19 protein-coding genes and 1 tRNA gene are annotated in these 15253 nt (G+C 70.7%); 8 read left to right on the top strand and 12 right to left on the bottom strand.

Annotated elements, in window-relative coordinates; translation table 11 throughout:
• Positions 1 to 61: 61 nt before the first annotated feature.
• The 6 genes from F3T56_RS35375 to F3T56_RS35350 form a co-directional block, all read right to left on the bottom strand.
• On the bottom strand, positions 62 to 1303 hold the full coding sequence (locus F3T56_RS35375; protein WP_149829440.1) for an HD-GYP domain-containing protein: 1242 nt from the start codon (positions 1301 to 1303) through the stop codon (positions 62 to 64).
• A complete protein-coding gene (locus F3T56_RS35370) occupies positions 1300 to 2700 on the bottom strand; it encodes an HD-GYP domain-containing protein (protein WP_149829439.1) in 1401 nt (466 codons plus the stop codon). Before F3T56_RS35370 ends, F3T56_RS35375 begins: the two co-directional genes overlap by 4 nt.
• A gap of 140 nt (positions 2701 to 2840) precedes the next feature.
• On the bottom strand, positions 2841 to 3227 hold the full coding sequence (locus F3T56_RS35365) for a roadblock/LC7 domain-containing protein (protein WP_149829438.1): 387 nt from the start codon (positions 3225 to 3227) through the stop codon (positions 2841 to 2843).
• A gap of 56 nt (positions 3228 to 3283) precedes the next feature.
• The gene (locus F3T56_RS35360) at positions 3284 to 3520 is read right to left on the bottom strand and encodes a hypothetical protein (RefSeq protein ID WP_149829437.1); all 237 of its coding nucleotides are present in this window, start codon (positions 3518 to 3520) and stop codon (positions 3284 to 3286) included.
• 191 nt (positions 3521 to 3711) lie between these two features.
• Positions 3712 to 4557, bottom strand: coding sequence for a hypothetical protein (locus F3T56_RS35355; protein WP_149829436.1), 846 nt, complete (start codon positions 4555 to 4557; stop codon positions 3712 to 3714).
• Positions 4554 to 4928 (bottom strand): hypothetical protein, encoded by a 375-nt coding sequence (locus tag F3T56_RS35350; protein ID WP_246204220.1) that lies wholly within the window; start codon positions 4926 to 4928, stop codon positions 4554 to 4556. Before F3T56_RS35350 ends, F3T56_RS35355 begins: the two co-directional genes overlap by 4 nt.
• Before the next feature lie 154 nt (positions 4929 to 5082).
• Between F3T56_RS35350 and F3T56_RS35345 the strand changes: the two genes are divergently transcribed.
• Entirely contained in the window at positions 5083 to 5448 is a 366-nt protein-coding gene (locus F3T56_RS35345; protein ID WP_149829435.1) for a hypothetical protein, read from the top strand.
• 80 nt (positions 5449 to 5528) lie between these two features.
• On the opposite strand, the gene rsrA is transcribed toward F3T56_RS35345, so the two are convergent.
• From rsrA to F3T56_RS35325, 4 genes are all read right to left on the bottom strand, one after another.
• Positions 5529 to 5840 carry a mycothiol system anti-sigma-R factor gene (gene rsrA / locus F3T56_RS35340; RefSeq protein WP_149829434.1) on the bottom strand — a complete coding sequence of 104 codons (312 nt, stop codon included), beginning with the start codon at positions 5838 to 5840 and terminating at the stop codon, positions 5529 to 5531.
• Positions 5837 to 6508 (bottom strand): RNA polymerase sigma factor SigR, encoded by a 672-nt coding sequence (sigR, locus tag F3T56_RS35335; RefSeq protein ID WP_216373040.1) that lies wholly within the window; start codon positions 6506 to 6508, stop codon positions 5837 to 5839. Before sigR ends, rsrA begins: the two co-directional genes overlap by 4 nt.
• A gap of 292 nt (positions 6509 to 6800) precedes the next feature.
• Complete coding sequence (locus tag F3T56_RS35330; RefSeq protein WP_425473700.1) at positions 6801 to 7460, bottom strand: alpha/beta hydrolase family protein; 660 nt, start codon at positions 7458 to 7460, stop codon at positions 6801 to 6803.
• Position 7461: 1 nt separating this feature from the next.
• On the bottom strand, positions 7462 to 8277 hold the full coding sequence (locus tag F3T56_RS35325) for an SOS response-associated peptidase (protein WP_149829432.1): 816 nt from the start codon (positions 8275 to 8277) through the stop codon (positions 7462 to 7464).
• 105 nt (positions 8278 to 8382) lie between these two features.
• Here F3T56_RS35325 and F3T56_RS35320 point away from each other — a divergent pair, with 105 nt between their 5' ends.
• From F3T56_RS35320 to F3T56_RS35305, 4 genes are all read left to right on the top strand, one after another.
• Entirely contained in the window at positions 8383 to 9105 is a 723-nt protein-coding gene (locus tag F3T56_RS35320; protein WP_149829431.1) for a M50 family metallopeptidase, read from the top strand.
• Between the two features lie 108 nt (positions 9106 to 9213).
• The gene (gene aroA / locus F3T56_RS35315; protein WP_149829430.1) at positions 9214 to 10533 is read left to right on the top strand and encodes a 3-phosphoshikimate 1-carboxyvinyltransferase; all 1320 of its coding nucleotides are present in this window, start codon (positions 9214 to 9216) and stop codon (positions 10531 to 10533) included.
• Positions 10534 to 10549: 16 nt separating this feature from the next.
• Complete coding sequence (rsgA, locus tag F3T56_RS35310) at positions 10550 to 11563, top strand: ribosome small subunit-dependent GTPase A (protein ID WP_149829429.1); 1014 nt, start codon at positions 10550 to 10552, stop codon at positions 11561 to 11563.
• Between the two features lie 139 nt (positions 11564 to 11702).
• Positions 11703 to 12026 carry a DMT family transporter gene (locus tag F3T56_RS35305; RefSeq protein ID WP_149829428.1) on the top strand — a complete coding sequence of 108 codons (324 nt, stop codon included), beginning with the start codon at positions 11703 to 11705 and terminating at the stop codon, positions 12024 to 12026.
• A 40-nt stretch (positions 12027 to 12066) separates the two neighbouring features.
• Here F3T56_RS35305 and F3T56_RS35300 read toward each other — a convergent pair whose 3' ends face one another.
• Positions 12067 to 12678 (bottom strand): TetR/AcrR family transcriptional regulator, encoded by a 612-nt coding sequence (locus tag F3T56_RS35300; protein ID WP_149829427.1) that lies wholly within the window; start codon positions 12676 to 12678, stop codon positions 12067 to 12069.
• A gap of 399 nt (positions 12679 to 13077) precedes the next feature.
• Here F3T56_RS35300 and hisN point away from each other — a divergent pair, with 399 nt between their 5' ends.
• From hisN to F3T56_RS35285, 3 genes are all read left to right on the top strand, one after another.
• Positions 13078 to 13878, top strand: a complete 801-nt coding sequence (hisN, locus tag F3T56_RS35295; protein WP_149829426.1) for a histidinol-phosphatase — start codon at positions 13078 to 13080, stop codon at positions 13876 to 13878.
• A 230-nt stretch (positions 13879 to 14108) separates the two neighbouring features.
• Positions 14109 to 14501 carry a CBS domain-containing protein gene (locus F3T56_RS35290; RefSeq protein ID WP_149829425.1) on the top strand — a complete coding sequence of 131 codons (393 nt, stop codon included), beginning with the start codon at positions 14109 to 14111 and terminating at the stop codon, positions 14499 to 14501.
• An 85-nt stretch (positions 14502 to 14586) separates the two neighbouring features.
• Positions 14587 to 15003: a Fur family transcriptional regulator gene (locus F3T56_RS35285; protein ID WP_149829424.1), complete on the top strand. Its 417-nt coding sequence runs from the start codon at positions 14587 to 14589 to the stop codon at positions 15001 to 15003.
• A 122-nt stretch (positions 15004 to 15125) separates the two neighbouring features.
• On the opposite strand, the gene F3T56_RS35280 is transcribed toward F3T56_RS35285, so the two are convergent.
• A tRNA-Met gene (locus F3T56_RS35280) sits at positions 15126 to 15199 on the bottom strand.
• Positions 15200 to 15253: the final 54 nt, after the last annotated feature.

The following is a 15253-nucleotide window of genomic DNA, read 5'->3' as shown; positions in this document are numbered from 1 at the left end:
TCGATGATCTGGATCAAGGAGCTCGCGCGGGCCACCCCTTGATCGAAACCAGATACAGGCCCTAGCGCTGGACGCCATGGACCCCCGTCGCACCGCCCCGCTGCCGCGTCAGCACCCTGGCCAGGGTTTCGACCACCTCCGGCTGATAGTCGCGGCCGGTTCCGAGCCTCAGTTCCTCCAGCGCCCTGAGCGGGCCTCCGGGCCCCGCTGCCCGTGCCTTCTCCTCGTACGCGTTCACGGCCCGTACGATCCGGGCGCCGACCGGCTGGTCACGGTACGGGTCCGCCTGCCGTTCCACCACGTCCGCGACCTCGTTGTCCACTCCGGTCTGCCGTACGACCGCGCCGCCCAGCAGCGCGATCCGGCGCTGTTCGGCCGCGGGCAGCCCGGTGGTGGCCCCGGCCGGCACGGGGTCGACAAGGCTCAGCTGCCCGATGTCGTGCATCAGCGCCGCGTACTCGAGCACAGTCAGCTCCGGCTCGCTGAGCCCCAGCTCCCGCCCCACCTCCCGACTGAGCGCGGCCACGCGCCGGGCGTGCCCGGGCGGGGTGTACCCGGCGATCTCGGTGGCCCGGGCGAGCGAGGCGATGGTCTGCCGATACGTGGTCCACACGGCCGCGTACCGCCGGAACGACAGCTGGGTCAGCAGCAGGGGAAGCGAGAAGACCGCCAGCGCCCACAGTCCGACGACGCCGACCGCGAGGGACATGACGACCCCGGTCGCGCACACCACGGACCCGATCCCGAGCAGCGCGCGCAGCTCGTCCCGCAGCAGCGGCCCGAACGGCCACCGCGTCCGCGCGTGGGCCATGGCCGCCGCCAGCAGGGCCTCGCACAGCACGGCCAGCACGAGCAGCGCGACGAGCAACAGCACATGCGCGGCCCCGCTCCACTCCAACAGCCTGCCCCGGTCGTACAGCGGCTGGAAGCAGACGGCGGCGAAGGCGACGGTGAGCACCCGCCGGGTGAGGTGATCGACGGTCGCCCCGCACCCTCGGGCCACATGCGGCACACACCCGAGCAGCGCGGCCACGGCGACGACCGCGACGACCTGGAGGACACCGTGCTGGGTCGCCCGCCCACCGCTCTCCCCCAGCAACGCGTACGCCAGCGCCCCGGCACCCCCGAGCGGCGCCGACTCCCGCCCCTCCGCCCCGCTCCACCGCGACAGCTCCCCCACGACCACGAGCACACCGAAGGCGAGAGCGACACCGGGTTCGTCGAGACCGTGCCGGAGGGTGTGGGCGAGGGCGAGGACGGTGAGGAGCACGGCGACGGAACGAAGGACGACGACGAAACTCACGGGACCCGCCTCCCAGAGGCGTCCGCCTTTCTCGCATCCCCTTGCTCCGCGTTCGCCTGTTCTACGACCGTGTCGGCCCCGGACGCCCCAGGCGGCGGACCGTTTCCGCAGGGGTCGGCCAGGGACGGGTCGGCGGTCACCGCCGGATGCCAGCCGTACCGTCCCAGGGCCCGACCCAGCGCCCCCACCATCACGGGGTCGAACTGTGCGCCCGCACACCGCTCCAGCTCGGCGAGCGCGGCGGCGGCCGGCCGGGCGCGCCGGTAGGACCGCGTCGAGGTCATCGCGTCGAAGGCGTCGGCCACCGCGACCACCCTCGCGAACTCCGGAATCTGGCTGCCCGCCAGCCCGGACGGATAGCCGCTCCCGTCCAGCCGCTCATGGTGGTGCAGCACCGCTGCCCGGGCCTCGCCGAGGAAGGAGATCCCGCGCACCATCTCGTGGCCGTACTCGGGATGCAGTTCGATGACCCGACGTTCCTCCGGGGTGAGCGGCCCGTCCTTGCGGAGCAGCCGCGTGGGCACCCCCAGTTTCCCGACGTCGTGCAGGATCCCAGCGAAGCGGAGCACCTCGGTCCGCTCGTCGTCCATGCCCAGTTCCCGCGCGATCATCATGGACGCCTGCCCGACCCGCTCACTGTGCCCGCGGGTATACCCGTCCTTGATGTCGACGGCCTGGACGAGGGCGCGAATGGTCGCCTGGTGCGCGGCCCGCTCCCGGTGGTACTGCGCGAACACCCAGCAGGACACGTACATCGGCAACAGGACGAGCAGCGCGGCGACGGGGCCGTACGGGCTGCGCCAGAGCACCGCCATCATCAGCCCGGCGAGCCCGTGCACCACGACGGGCCCCAGCGACCGCGGGAGGAGCCCCCGCCACGCGCCACGCCACGGCACCCGTTCGGCGAGCGCCAGGATGCCGCCGTCGAGCACGGTCAGCACCGCGCAGAACGTCAGCACCGCGGCCCCGGCCGGCAGCAGCGCGTACGGGAAGTCGGGTTCGACGACCGCGTCCCGGCCGCCCAGCGCCCGGTGCACCCGGGACGCGGCCCACACGGCGAGCACGAGCTGGGCCGCCCGCCACACGCGACGCAACCACCGCGGCCGCTGCTCGACCCGGGCGATCAACGCCCCCGGCACCGCCACGAGCGCGGCGACGGGCGGCGGCAGCAGAAACGCCCCGGCGAGGAGCACGGGGAAGAAGGACCCCATGCCCTTGGGCGCCAGGTGCCCCACGATCCGGCACCGGGTGATCTGCTCGCACGCGGCGTACAGCACGGCGAGCAGTGCCACCGCCCACCACGGAACACGGACCCCGGGCAACGGCGCGAGACACCCGAGGGCACCGACGGCGACACAGGCGACGTACACCCGTGCCCCCACCGGAACCGACCCCATGACACCCCTCACACCCCTCCCGAGTCCTAGGCTCCGGAGCCTAGGACGGGCGGGGTCGGGCGGAGACGGCTACGGCCGAATAGGTGGCGCCATGATGGCCGGATTAACTCCTTCGAGTGAAGTCACGTTCGAGTGTTCACCTACGACACATCCGCCGCCAACACCTTGTTGAGCTGCTCCACGGTCGCCGGCGATTCCCTCTGGAACGCGGCGATGTCCAGCCCGTCGTCACCCATGACGGTGAGGAGGGTGCGCTCGCCCACGGCTACGACGATGACGTGGCCGGCCCCGCACCGGACCACCACCTCACGGAGCGCGCCGACACCGGACTGGTCGGCCATGCGGCGGCTGACACCGAGCGTGGCGGCAGCGAGCGCGGCGATGGACTCGGGATGGACCTTGTCGACGTCGGCGACGACGAGGAGCCCGTCCACGGTGGACAGGACGCTCTCGGAGACGCCCAGCACCCGATCACGCAGCGAGGCCAGGATGCCGGTGAGCGATTCGGTCGATGCGTGTGCGGTCATGGGGAACGTGCTCCTTGGTCCGGATCTCTGCGGTGGATGGTGCGGGTCCGAGCGGCTCATTCGGACGGGTGCCGCCGCTGGTCGGACTCGGGGAGGGCCCGCAGCCCGCGGCGGACACGCCGCAGCATGTCGATGGAGGGTTGTTCGGCGAGGAGTTCCTCAGCCGACAGCAGGGACAGGGGCGGGAAGGCGGACGGCGGCGCGGCCGGGTTGTCCGACGCGTCGTTCCGGTCGTTTCCCGAAGTCCGGGCGTTTCCCGAAGTCGGTGTCGTGCCCCGCGCGGGTTTCCGCATGGGTAACGGTGGCCGTTCCGCGTCCGTGGCCCCGGGCTCGGCGGCCGGGGATGAGGGTGCGGGTGGAGGTGAGGGTGCGGCGGATGGTGCCGTGCGGTCGTCCGCCCCTGCTTTCGGGGCCGGCCTCCGCCGGGGACGTGCTGCCTTGGTGCGGCGGCGGCGCTTGCGGGCCGGGTCTTCGTCTGAGCTCACTACCCGCCCCTAGCTCCGAGGTCTCCGGAGGGAAATCCCCCACCGGGTCTGCGTCTGGGAAGAGGGCCCGCCCTCGGTAACGGCTCGTCGGCCGCCGTCTGTGCCGACGGGACCCGGGGTGCGGTGCTGGGCCGGCCGTCGGGTGTCGTCCGGTTCTCCCAACGGACGGCCCCGCGCCGCTCCAGCCGGATCAGGTCGAGCATCACCGCGTAGAGTCCGCGCCCGCCGGCGAAGGCGATGTCGCGCGGGGTGCGGCGCCCGTTGGTGCTCTCGACGAGTTCGCGATGACGCCGGGTCAGCCGCGCCGGCCTGCCGTCGGCTTCCGGGTTCTCCGGGCCGGGGACCGGTTCGGGCCGGACACGGGCCAGTTCACCGGCAGGGCCCCACAGCCGGGACAGTAACGCCATTCGCCGGGTGGTCTCCTCGGCCAGCGGCCTCGGCTCGACGCCGGGCCGGGTGCGGAGCGTCGGCTCACGTTCGGTCAGCTCCCAGCCGGCGGGCGGACTGAGCGCCATCGCGAAGGCCCCGTCGAAGACGGCCGCCGTGCAGACGACCTCCAGTTCGGCGCCGCCGATCAGGTCCGTGGCCACCAGGTGCAGGTCCAGCCGGTCCAGGTCGGGCTCCGCCGCGCACGCCGCCAGCCAGGCGTCGTCGTCGATCCGGCCCGAGGCGAGCAGCGTGGACGTCGCGGTCGGCGCGCCCGGTGTCTCGATCGCGCCGATGAGGCCGTCACGCAGGTGAATCGTGCCACCCGGGGTACCGGAGACCCGTACCGTGCCGCTGAAGCCCTCCTGGTGCAGGGCTTGCAGAAGCGCCGGCACATTGCGCGCCGAGGGGGTCTTCACGCCAGTACCTCTCGGGCCCGGTCGCCGAGGCCGCGCAACGCCAGGGTGATGTTGGCCCGGTCCCGGTCGAGTCCGGCCGCCAGCAGCAGCGGATCGCCGGCCGACCGGTCCACGGAAAGCAGCACCTGGTGGCGTCTCGTGCTGGTCATGACCACGCTTTCCAACTCCCCCACGGCCCCCGCCGCGCCGAGCCGCTCGCAGATGAGGGCGGCGAGTTCGGAGGCCTCCGTCCCGGTCCCCGCCTGGGCGGCGTCTCCCGCCACTCCGTAGGTGAGCCCGGTCACGGCATCGATCAGAGCGACGCCGGTGACGCCGGGAGATTCGAGTAGCCGGTCCAGGGACGTCTGGAGCGCCGTAGCCCGTTCCCCCATTCGCCCTCCACGTTCACGCGCCGCACAGTACTTTGAACGCCAACTTCCGTAACACGCCACAAAGTTGATGTTTGTGACCGCTGCGGTCACTCGCGTCGATCGTAGTTGGCCGGACAGTGACCGGTCAGCTCCACTGAGGAATTGGGGCAGCAAGATGAACATCGAGACCGCGCTCAAGGAAGCCATGACGATCGACGGCGCGATCGGCGTCGCGCTCGTCGACTACGACAGCGGCATGTCGCTCGGCACCCTAGGCGGCGGGCCGCACCTCGACCTCGAACTCGCGGCGGCCGGCAACACCGAGGTCGTGCGCTCCAAGATGCGCACGCTGGCCTCGCTCGACATGAACGACGTGATCGAGGACATCCTGATCACGCTGGGCCGGCAGTACCACCTGGTCCGCCCGCTGATCAGCAGCAAGGGCTCGCTCTTCCTCTACCTCGCGCTGGACCGCAGCCGCAGCAACCTGGCGCTGGCCCGGCACGCCCTCAAGCGCATCGAGAGCGGCCTCGAGGTCTGAGAGCTCCGAAACGATCTGTGCCTGTTCTCCGACGGCCGGACGGCCGTCGGAGAACAGGCACAGAAACGGAATTAAAGATTTCAGGATTCCTGCGGCGTCGCCGGTCCGGCCGTCACATCATGCTCGGGCACGGCCTGCCCGGACCGGATCAGATCGATCCGCCCCATCACCTTGGCCCGCAGGTCGGTCGGCACGTCATCCTGCCCGCAACACCGCTTGACCAGCTTCTTGACGGCCTGTTCGAGCCCGTACTTCTCCAGACAGGGCGAGCATTCCTCGAAGTGGTGCTCGAACTTGGTGCAGTCGGCGTCAGGCATCTCATGGTCGAGGAACTCGTAGAGATGATCGAGGATCTCGCTGCAATCCGTCTCGTGCGGCTCTCCGCAGCTCATGAGCCCGAGCCTTTCGCTTCGTTCGACTCTCCGGCGCCGGCCGGGACCAACCCCCGCTCACGGGCGTAGTCCTCCAGCATGCCGCGCAGTTGACGGCGGCCTCGGTGCAGCCGGGACATCACCGTACCGATGGGTGTCCCCATGATGTCGGCGATCTCCTTGTACGCAAAGCCCTCGACGTCCGCGAGATAGACGGCGATGCGGAATTCCTCGGGGATCGCCTGCAGCGCTTCCTTCACGTCCGAGTCGGGCAGGTGGTCGAGCGCCTGCGACTCGGCGGAGCGCAAGCCCGTCGACATGTGCGACTCGGCGCGCGCCAGCTGCCAGTCCTCGATCTCCTCGGCCGCACTGCGCTGGGGTTCGCGCTGCTTCTTGCGGTACGAGTTGATGAAGGTGTTGGTGAGGATGCGGTACAGCCAGGCTTTCAGGTTCGTGCCCTCACGGAACTGGTGGAAGGACGCGTACGCCTTCGCGTACGTCTCCTGCACCAGGTCCTCGGCGTCGGCCGGGTTCCGCGTCATACGCAGCGCGGCGGAATACATCTGATCGAGGAATTCCAGAGCGTCCCGCTCGAAACGGGCGCTGCGCTCCGCGGCGGTCTCCGTGCCTTCGGGCTGCTCCGCCTGGCCGTGTTCGGTCCCTGCGTCGGTCCCAGTGACCGGACCCACCTCCTCCAGCGTCTGTGCGATACCGAGACCGGTACCACCAGAATCGGAGGATAGACGACGATCCACGCCCGCCGCCGCCCGAATAGGGGCGCTCTTGGCCGCGTGCAGCACCGTCCAGTCCAGGTCGGCGCGGCTGCTGCGGCTCGGGCAGATGGTCGAACCCATGCGGCGGACTTCCTCTCCTACGAACGGCCAGCACGCTCTCGCGCTGTCTGATCCGCACAACAGAGGCCGGCCATCCGGCATTCCCGTTCTCCCACCGACTCCTTACTAAGTGACGCGTTCCACTCCTCTACCGGAGTGACGCGATCCACTCCACGACACCGTCGGTGATGACCTTCAGCGCCTCCTCCTGCCCGAGCGGCGCCCGCTTCGGCACGGCGAACCCATGATCGCCGTACGGCACCTCCACCAAGTCGTACGACCCCTGCGGGAACTCCTCCGGCCGCCCGAACGGATCGTTCCCGCCCTGTACGACGAGCGTGGGCACCCCGGCCCCGAGCAGCTCGTCCGCGCGGGACTTCTCCGGCTTGCCCGGCGGATGCAACGGGAAGCTCAGCGCGAGTACGGCCGCCGCGCCCAGCTCCGTCGCCGTACGACAGGCGACCCGGGCCCCGGCACTCCGTCCGCCCGCGATCACCGGCAGCCCCGGCTTCGCCAGCGCGGGCCACAACCCCCGCCAGCCCACGTCCAGCGTCTTGGGGGCGGGCGCGAGTTTCTTCCCGGCCACCCGCCAGGGCTGCTCGACGAGCGCGACGGTCACACCGTGCGCCGGAAGTACGGCGGCGAGGGCCTGGAGGTCGCGCGCCTCGATCCCGCCGCCGGCGCCGTGGCCGACGGCCAGCACGAAATCGTTCTTCTCAGCCGCGCACCAGGTGATGCGGGCCGTACCCGCCTCGGTGTCGATCTCTTCTCTGATCCCGGTCACATCGGAAGTCGCTCTGGAAGTCACGTCAGAAGAGTGTGCCCTCCTCGGGCCCCTCCAGCTCGTCGAGCAGCTCCGGGCTGTTGTTGCGGACATTGCTGACGGCCGTGGAGACGGGATACGCGCGCATCAGCCCGGCGGGCGGCGGTTCCAGCAGCCGGCGCAGGTCGTCCGGGTCCGTGCGGGCCGGGTCGAGCCAGGAGTCCCAGCGGTCGGGCGTGAGCATCAGCGGCATCCGGGGGTGGATCTCGGCCAAAGTGTGCGGGCCGTGCTCCGGGGCCACGGCCAGCGGCGTCGCCTCGGCCTCCGTCGTGATCACCGAGCAGGTGACCCACCAGGCCTGCGGGTGGTCGTCCGGCAGAGTCTTGTCCCGCCAGAATTCGTACAACCCGGCCATCGCGAAGACGGACCCGTCGGCGGGGAGCACGAAGTACGGCTGCTTGCGCGGCCGCTTCTTCTTCCCCTCGACCTCCAGATCACGCTCCTGCTTGCCGGTGACCCACTCGTAGTAGCCGTCGGCGGGCAGGATGCAGCGCCGGGTGGCGAAGGCACGCCGGTACGACGGCTTCTCGTGGACGGTCTCGGCGCGTGCGTTGATCATCCGGGCGGCGCCCTCGGGGTTCTTGGACCAGGAGGGGACGAGCCCCCACTTCAGCTTGCGCAGTTGGCGAACCGGCTTTTTGTCGTCGGCGTCCTTAAGAGGGCGGTCGAGAACCGCGTAGACCTCTTTGGTGGGGGCCACGTTGTAGTCGGGCTCCAGGGTCTCCTCAGGCTCCCACTTCTCGATCTCAAAGATTCCTGCGAGATCCTCGGGCCTACGACTCGCCGCATACCGTCCGCACATGAGTGCCAGACTTCCATGCCCACCCGTCACCCGACCACCACCCCCCAACGATGGCGCTACGCGCCAGCCCCTGTTGATCGCGACCTGAGGGAGCCACCGCCACCCATGGAAAGCACCGCCGCCACCTCGCTGGCCTCCCTCTGGGACGAGCTCGTCGGCAGCCAGCCCGACCCCGACACCTGGGTCGTCATAGCCACCGCGGTCGCCGCGCTCGCCACGATCGTCCCGCACGGTGTCTGGCGGCTCTCGCGCAACGCCATCACCATCGCGCACGAGGGCGGTCACGGCCTGATCGCGCTGCTCACCGGCCGCACCCTGACCGGCATCCGCCTCCACTCCGACACCAGCGGCCTCACGGTCAGCAGGGGCAAGCCCACCGGCCTCGGCATGATCCTCACCGCCGCGGCCGGCTACACCGCACCCCCGCTCCTCGGCCTCGGCGGCGCCGCCCTCCTCGGCTCCGGCCGCATCACCCTGCTCCTGTGGCTCGCCACGATCCTGCTGGTCGCCATGCTCGTCATGATCCGCAACGCCTACGGCGCCCTGACGGTGATCCTCACCGGCGGCACCTTCGTGGTCGTCTCCTGGCTCGCCGGCCCCCAGGTCCAGGCGGCCTTCGCGTACACGGTGGTCTGGTTCCTCCTCCTCGGCGGAGTACGCCCGGCCTTCGAACTCCAGGCGAAGCGCAGGCGGGGCGGAGCCGGCGACTCGGACGCGGACCAACTCTCCCGCCTGACCCACGTACCACCGCTGGCGTGGCTGCTGATGTTCCACGTGGTGTCGCTTTGCTCGCTGATGGGTGGAGGGCGTTGGCTACTGGGCTTGTGACCAGCCACCCCAGGGGCCGGGGAACTGCGCGACAAGCCACGACGAAGCCAGCCGCCCACGGCGATCACAACGCACCCCTTAAGGCGATCCCCCACTAAGGTTGGGACCATGGCCCCGAAAGACACCCACCCCGCCCTCTGGCCCGCCCCGCAGGCAACCGCACCCGTCGACGCGACGGTCCACGTCCCGGGGTCCAAGTCCGTCACCAACCGCGCCCTCGTCCTGGCGGCTCTCGCGAGCGAACCCGGCTGGCTCCGCCGCCCCCTCCGCTCCCGCGACACCCTCCTGATGGCGGCCGCGCTGCGCGCGATGGGCGTCGGCATCGAGGAGGGGGTCGGCCCCGACGGCACCGGCGAGGCCTGGCGCGTCCTCCCCACGGGCCTGCACGGCCCGGCCACCGTCGACGTCGGCAACGCCGGCACGGTCATGCGCTTCCTGCCGCCCGTGGCCGCCCTCGCCGACGGCCCCATCCGTTTCGACGGCGACCCGAGGTCGTACGAGCGCCCCCTGCACGGTGTGATCGACGCCCTGCGCGTCCTCGGCGCCCGGATCGACGACGACGGCCGGGGCGCGCTGCCCCTGACCGTGCACGGCGGCGGCGCCCTCGACGGCGGCCCGGTGCGGATCGACGCGTCGTCGTCCTCCCAGTTCGTGTCGGCGCTGCTGCTCTCCGCCCCGCGCTTCAACCAGGGCGTCGAGGTCCGCCACACCGGCTCGACGCTCCCCTCCATGCCGCACATCCGCATGACCGTGGACATGCTGCGTTCGGTCGGCGCGCAGGTGGACACGCCGGAGTCGGGCGGCGAGCCGAACGTCTGGCGGGTCACGCCGGGCGCCCTGCTCGGCCGCGATCTGACGATCGAGCCGGATCTGTCGAACGCCCAGCCGTTCCTGGCGGCGGCCCTGGTGACCGGCGGCAAGGTGATCGTCCCCGACTGGCCGACGCGCACCACCCAGCCCGGTGACCAGCTCCGCGAGATCTTCACCGAGATGGGCGGTTCCTGCGAACTGACGGAGTACGGGCTGGTGTTCACCGGCTCGGGCTCGATCCACGGCATCGACGTGGACCTCGGTGAGGTCGGCGAACTGACCCCCGGCATCGCGGCGGTCGCCGCCCTCGCCGACTCCCCCTCGACCCTGCGCGGCGTCGCCCACCTCCGCCTCCACGAGACGGACCGCCTGGCCGCGCTCACCAAGGAGATCAACGAACTCGGCGGCGACGTCACCGAGACCGCCGACGGCCTCCACATCCGCCCGCGCCCGCTGCACGGGGGCGTCTTCCACACCTACGACGACCACCGCATGGCCACCGCCGGCGCGATCATCGGCCTGGCCGTGGAGGGCGTGCAGATCGAGAACGTGGCGACGACGGCCAAGACCCTGCCGGACTTCCCCGACCTGTGGACCGGGATGCTCGGGAAGAACTGACGGGCGGACCGGGATCATGCGCCGTTACGGCAAGCACACCGACGAGGACGACATCCGCAGCCGCCCGAACCGCAAGGGCAACCGTCCCCGTACGAACATCCGCCCGAAGCACGAGGACGCCGCCGAGGGCATGGTCCTCACCGTCGACCGCGGCCGCCTGACCTGCCTCGTCGAGGACCGCGTGGTGATGGCCATGAAGGCCCGCGAGCTGGGCCGCAAGGCCGCGGTCGTCGGTGACATGGTCGCCCTCGTCGGCGACCTCTCCGGCAAGAAGGACACCCTCGCCCGCATCGTCCGCATCGCCGACCGTACGTCGGTGCTGCGCCGCACGGCCGACGACGACGACCCGTTCGAGCGCGTCGTCGTCGCCAACGCCGACCAGCTCGCCATCGTCACCGCCCTCGCCGACCCGGAACCCCGCCCCCGCCTGATCGACCGCTGCCTCGTCGCGGCGTACGACGGCGGCCTGGCCCCTCTCCTCGTCCTGACGAAGTCGGACCTGGCCTCGGCCGACAAACTCCTGGAGCTGTACGGCGACCTCGACATCCCGTACGTCGTGACGAGCCGCGAGGAGCTGGAGACCGGCGGCGCCGCCGACCGCGTACGCGAACACCTCGACGGCAAGGTCACGGCGTTCGTCGGCCACTCGGGCGTGGGCAAGACCACCTTGGTGAACGCGCTCGTCCCCGAGGACCTGCGCCGTACGACGGGCCATGTGAACGCCGTGACGGGCCGCGGCCGGCACACGACCACCTCGGCGTTGGCCCTCCCCCTGGCGGACTCCGACGGCGGCTGGGTGGTGGACACCCCCGGCGTACGGTCGTTCGGCCTCGCCCACATCGACCCCTCCCGGGTCATCCACGCCTTCCCCGACCTGGTGTCGGGCACCGAGGGCTGTCCGCGTGCGTGCAGTCACGACGAGCCGGACTGCGCGCTGGACCAGTGGGTCGCGGACGGTCACGCGGACCCAGCCCGCCTCTACTCCCTGCGTCGGCTCCTCTCGACGCGCGAACGGCGGGAAGGCGACTGACCTCCGCGTTGTTTGCGCCCCCGTCCACCCGGTAAGTGCATAATCGCACCAAGTCGGATCCAGACCAGACGAGATCACGCGAGATCACACGAGATCACATGAAGCGGTCACGGAACGTGGGGACACGGGAGGACGAGACATGGCGTGGCTGCTGGTGGTCGTGGCCGGACTTCTGGAGACCGGATTCGCCGTCTGTCTGAAGCTCTCGCACGGCTTCACCAGACTCTGGCCCACCGTCGCCTTCTGCATCTTCGCCCTCGGCAGCTTCGGCCTGCTGACCCTGTCGCTGAAGAAGCTCGACGTCGGGCCCGCGTACGCCGTCTGGACCGGTATCGGTGCGGCGGGCACCGCGATCTACGGAATGATCTTCCTCGGTGACGTCGTCTCCACCCTGAAGATCGTGTCGATCTCCCTGGTGATCGTGGGCATCGTGGGACTGCAACTGTCGGGCACATCACACTAGTCCACTTTGACGACTGCTTCAGGACCGGCTCAGGGTCGCCTCAGAACCGGCTCAACTGGCGCGGCAGCGCGGTCCGTACGAGGTCGGTGACTCCGCCCTCGCCCGGGGGTGCCGCCACGCAGGACAGGGCGAGGCGGACGGCGAGTTCGCAGGAGCGGGCCAGTTCCGCCGTGTCCGACTTGGGGGTGCCGGGCGGCGACAGCATGGCGACGGCCCGGTCGCGGACGAGGGCCACGAAGTCGGCGGGCGCGGGCAGCGGTCCGTCCGCGCGGCGCTGTGCGGGCACCCCGGAGGACGAGGGCACCGCCGAGAGCGTCGGCGAGGGCAGGCGTTCGCTCCAGCAGCCGGTGAGCATGGCCCGTACGAGCGCGTTGTTCCGGGAGGCCGCCACGGTCCACTCGGCGGTCGCGGCCAGCCGGTCCCGGGGGTCCGCGGGCGTGGCCAGCGCCCGTTCGACGCCCGCCAGATAACCGTCCGCTTCCCTGCGGACCAGGGCCCGGGCGAGCCCTTCCTTGCTGCCGAACTCGTTGTACAGCGTCTGACGCGACACTCCGGCCACCGCCGCCACATCCACCATCCGCACGGCGGACCACGGCCGGCGCACCAACGCCGTATAAGCGGCGTCCAACAAGGATTCCCGCGCTGCAGGCATCATCGCCTCCCTTGTGCGAGCGGGCGACTCTGGCCCTCACATTTGACGCGCACAAACCCACTGTCAAGAGTCCACGGCGCCTCCTGGGGGCGCACACAAGCCAACACACGCGACCCACCACCTCACACGCCGCACCCACCCGCCTGCCCGCCGTAGCTGCGGGCAGTCATGCCGCTGATGCGGCTACCCACCCGCCTGCCCTTCATAGCTGCGCCCACCCGTACCGCCGGGGCGGCACGGGTGGGCGCAGGCGGCACCCCGTAAGCGCCGGGCCGCGCACCCAACCCCCGCCCAGCCCCCGCCCAGCACCCACCCCGGGCACCCATCCACCCAACGGCCACCAGTACCCTCGGCCCCCCCTGTAGCCCCGCACCGACCTCGACAGATAGCGTTCGCCACATGGCCGACCACCTCGACGACCTCCGCTTCGCCCACGTCCTCGCGGACGCCGCCGACGCGACCACGATGTCCCGCTTCAAGGCCCTCGACCTCAAGGTCGAGACGAAGCCCGACATGACGCCGGTGAGCGAGGCCGACAGGGCCGCCGAGGAACTCATCCGCGGCCAACTCCAGCGCGCCCGCCCCCGCGACGCGATCCTCGGCGAGGAGTACGGCATCGAGGGCACAGGCCCCCGCCGCTGGGTCATCGACCCCATCGACGGCACCAAGAACTACGTCCGCGGAGTCCCCGTCTGGGCCACCCTGATCTCCCTGATGGAGGTGGGCGAAGGCGGCTACCAGCCCGTCGTCGGCGTGGTCTCCGCCCCCGCCCTGGGCCGCCGCTGGTGGGCGGCGAAGGGCCACGGCGCCTTCAGCGGCCGCAGCCTCAGTTCGGCCTCCCGCCTCCACGTCTCCCGCGTCGCGAAGCTGACGGACGCCTCCTTCGCGTACTCCTCCCTCAGCGGCTGGGAGGAGCGCGGCCACCTGGGCGGCTTCCTGGACCTGACCCGCGAGGTGTGGCGCACGCGCGCGTACGGCGACTTCTGGCCGTACATGATGGTCGCCGAAGGCTCCGTCGACATCTGCGCCGAACCCGAGCTGTCCCTCTGGGACATGGCCGCCAACGCGATCATCGTCACCGAGGCGGGTGGCACCTTCACCGGCCTCGACGGCCGCCCCGGCCCGCACAGCGGCAACGCGGCGGCCTCGAACGGCCTGCTCCACGACGAACTGCTGGGGTACCTGAACCAGCGTTACTGAACCGGCCCTGTCGATACGGCTGATACGGCCGATACCGTCGTAGCGCACGGCGCTCCGGAGTGATCCCGGTGCGCCCCGAACTGACCACGCGCGCCCCCTTGTTGACCTCCGCTTTGCCTGCCACATTGAGAGTCCCCCCACTTGTGAACTTGTGCAGTGCTCAATAGGTGCCTCCGGCGCCGGGCCTGACCTTTCCATCGTCGGGGTTCCCTAGGAGGTGGCTGTATTCCATGCTCGTCCGCAACGCCATGACCACCGTGGTCCTGACCATCGGCCCCGACCACACACTCCGCCAGGCCGCAGCCCTGATGTCCGCTCGCCGGGTCGGCGCGGCGGTGGTCCTCGACCCCGACGCCGGCGGACTCGGCATACTGACCGAACGCGACGTCCTCAACTCCGTCGGCCTGGGCGAGAGCCCGGACATCGAGCGGGCCCACGCCCACACCACCACCGACGTCGTGTTCGCGGCGCCGTCCTGGACGTTGGAGGAGGCGGCACGCGCCATGACGCACGGCGGTTTCCGCCACCTCATCGTGCTCGACCAGGGCGCCCCCATCGGCATCGTCTCGGTCCGCGACATCATCCGCTGCTGGGCCCCGGCACGACAGCACGCGCCGGCGTAAGATCCATTAGACAAAGTCCAGGTTAAGCCTGGATCCAAAGTCACACCTGTTCGGAACCTGTCGCCCTGCTGTTAGGCTGTCCGGTATGAGTGACCTTCTGGAACGGCTGCGCGGACGCGGATGGCGTATGACCGCGCAGCGGCGCGTCGTGGCCGAGGTCCTCGAAGGTGAACACGTCCATCTGACGGCAGACGAGGTGCACGCGCGCGCTGTCGCCAAGCTGCCCGAGATCTCCCGGGCGACGGTCTACAACACGCTGGGCGAGCTGGTCTCCCTCGGCGAGGTGCTCGAGGTCGCCACGGACAAGCGCGCCAAGCGGTACGACCCCAACGCGCACCGCCCGCACCACCACTTGGTCTGCGCCCAGTGCGGCACCATCCGCGACGTCCACCCCACGGGCAACCCTCTCGCCGACCTCCCCGCCTCCGAGCGCTTCGGCTTCACCGTCTCGGACGTCGAGGTCACCTACCGCGGCGTCTGCCCCACCTGCGCGACGCCATAGCCCACGCCTGCCCACGACAAAGCCCCCGGCGCCAACCCGCCGGGGGCTTCTCCGCGACCGAACCGGCCACACAACAAACCGAGGGCCCGGAACCTGATCGGTTCCGGGCCCTCGGCCTTCAGTAGCGGGGACAGGATTTGAACCTGCGACCTCTGGGTTATGAGCCCAGCGAGCTACCGAGCTGCTCCACCCCGCGTCGATGAACTGAACACTACGTCAACGTCCCCGACCAGCGCAAATCAGTGTTCAT

The sequence above is a fragment of the Streptomyces tailanensis genome (genome assembly GCF_008386495.1).
In the GTDB taxonomy this organism is placed as follows: Bacteria; Actinomycetota; Actinomycetes; order Streptomycetales; family Streptomycetaceae; genus Streptomyces; species Streptomyces tailanensis.
Note: the sequence above shows the minus strand (reverse complement) of the source record. Positions and strands in the feature narration are given on the sequence as shown.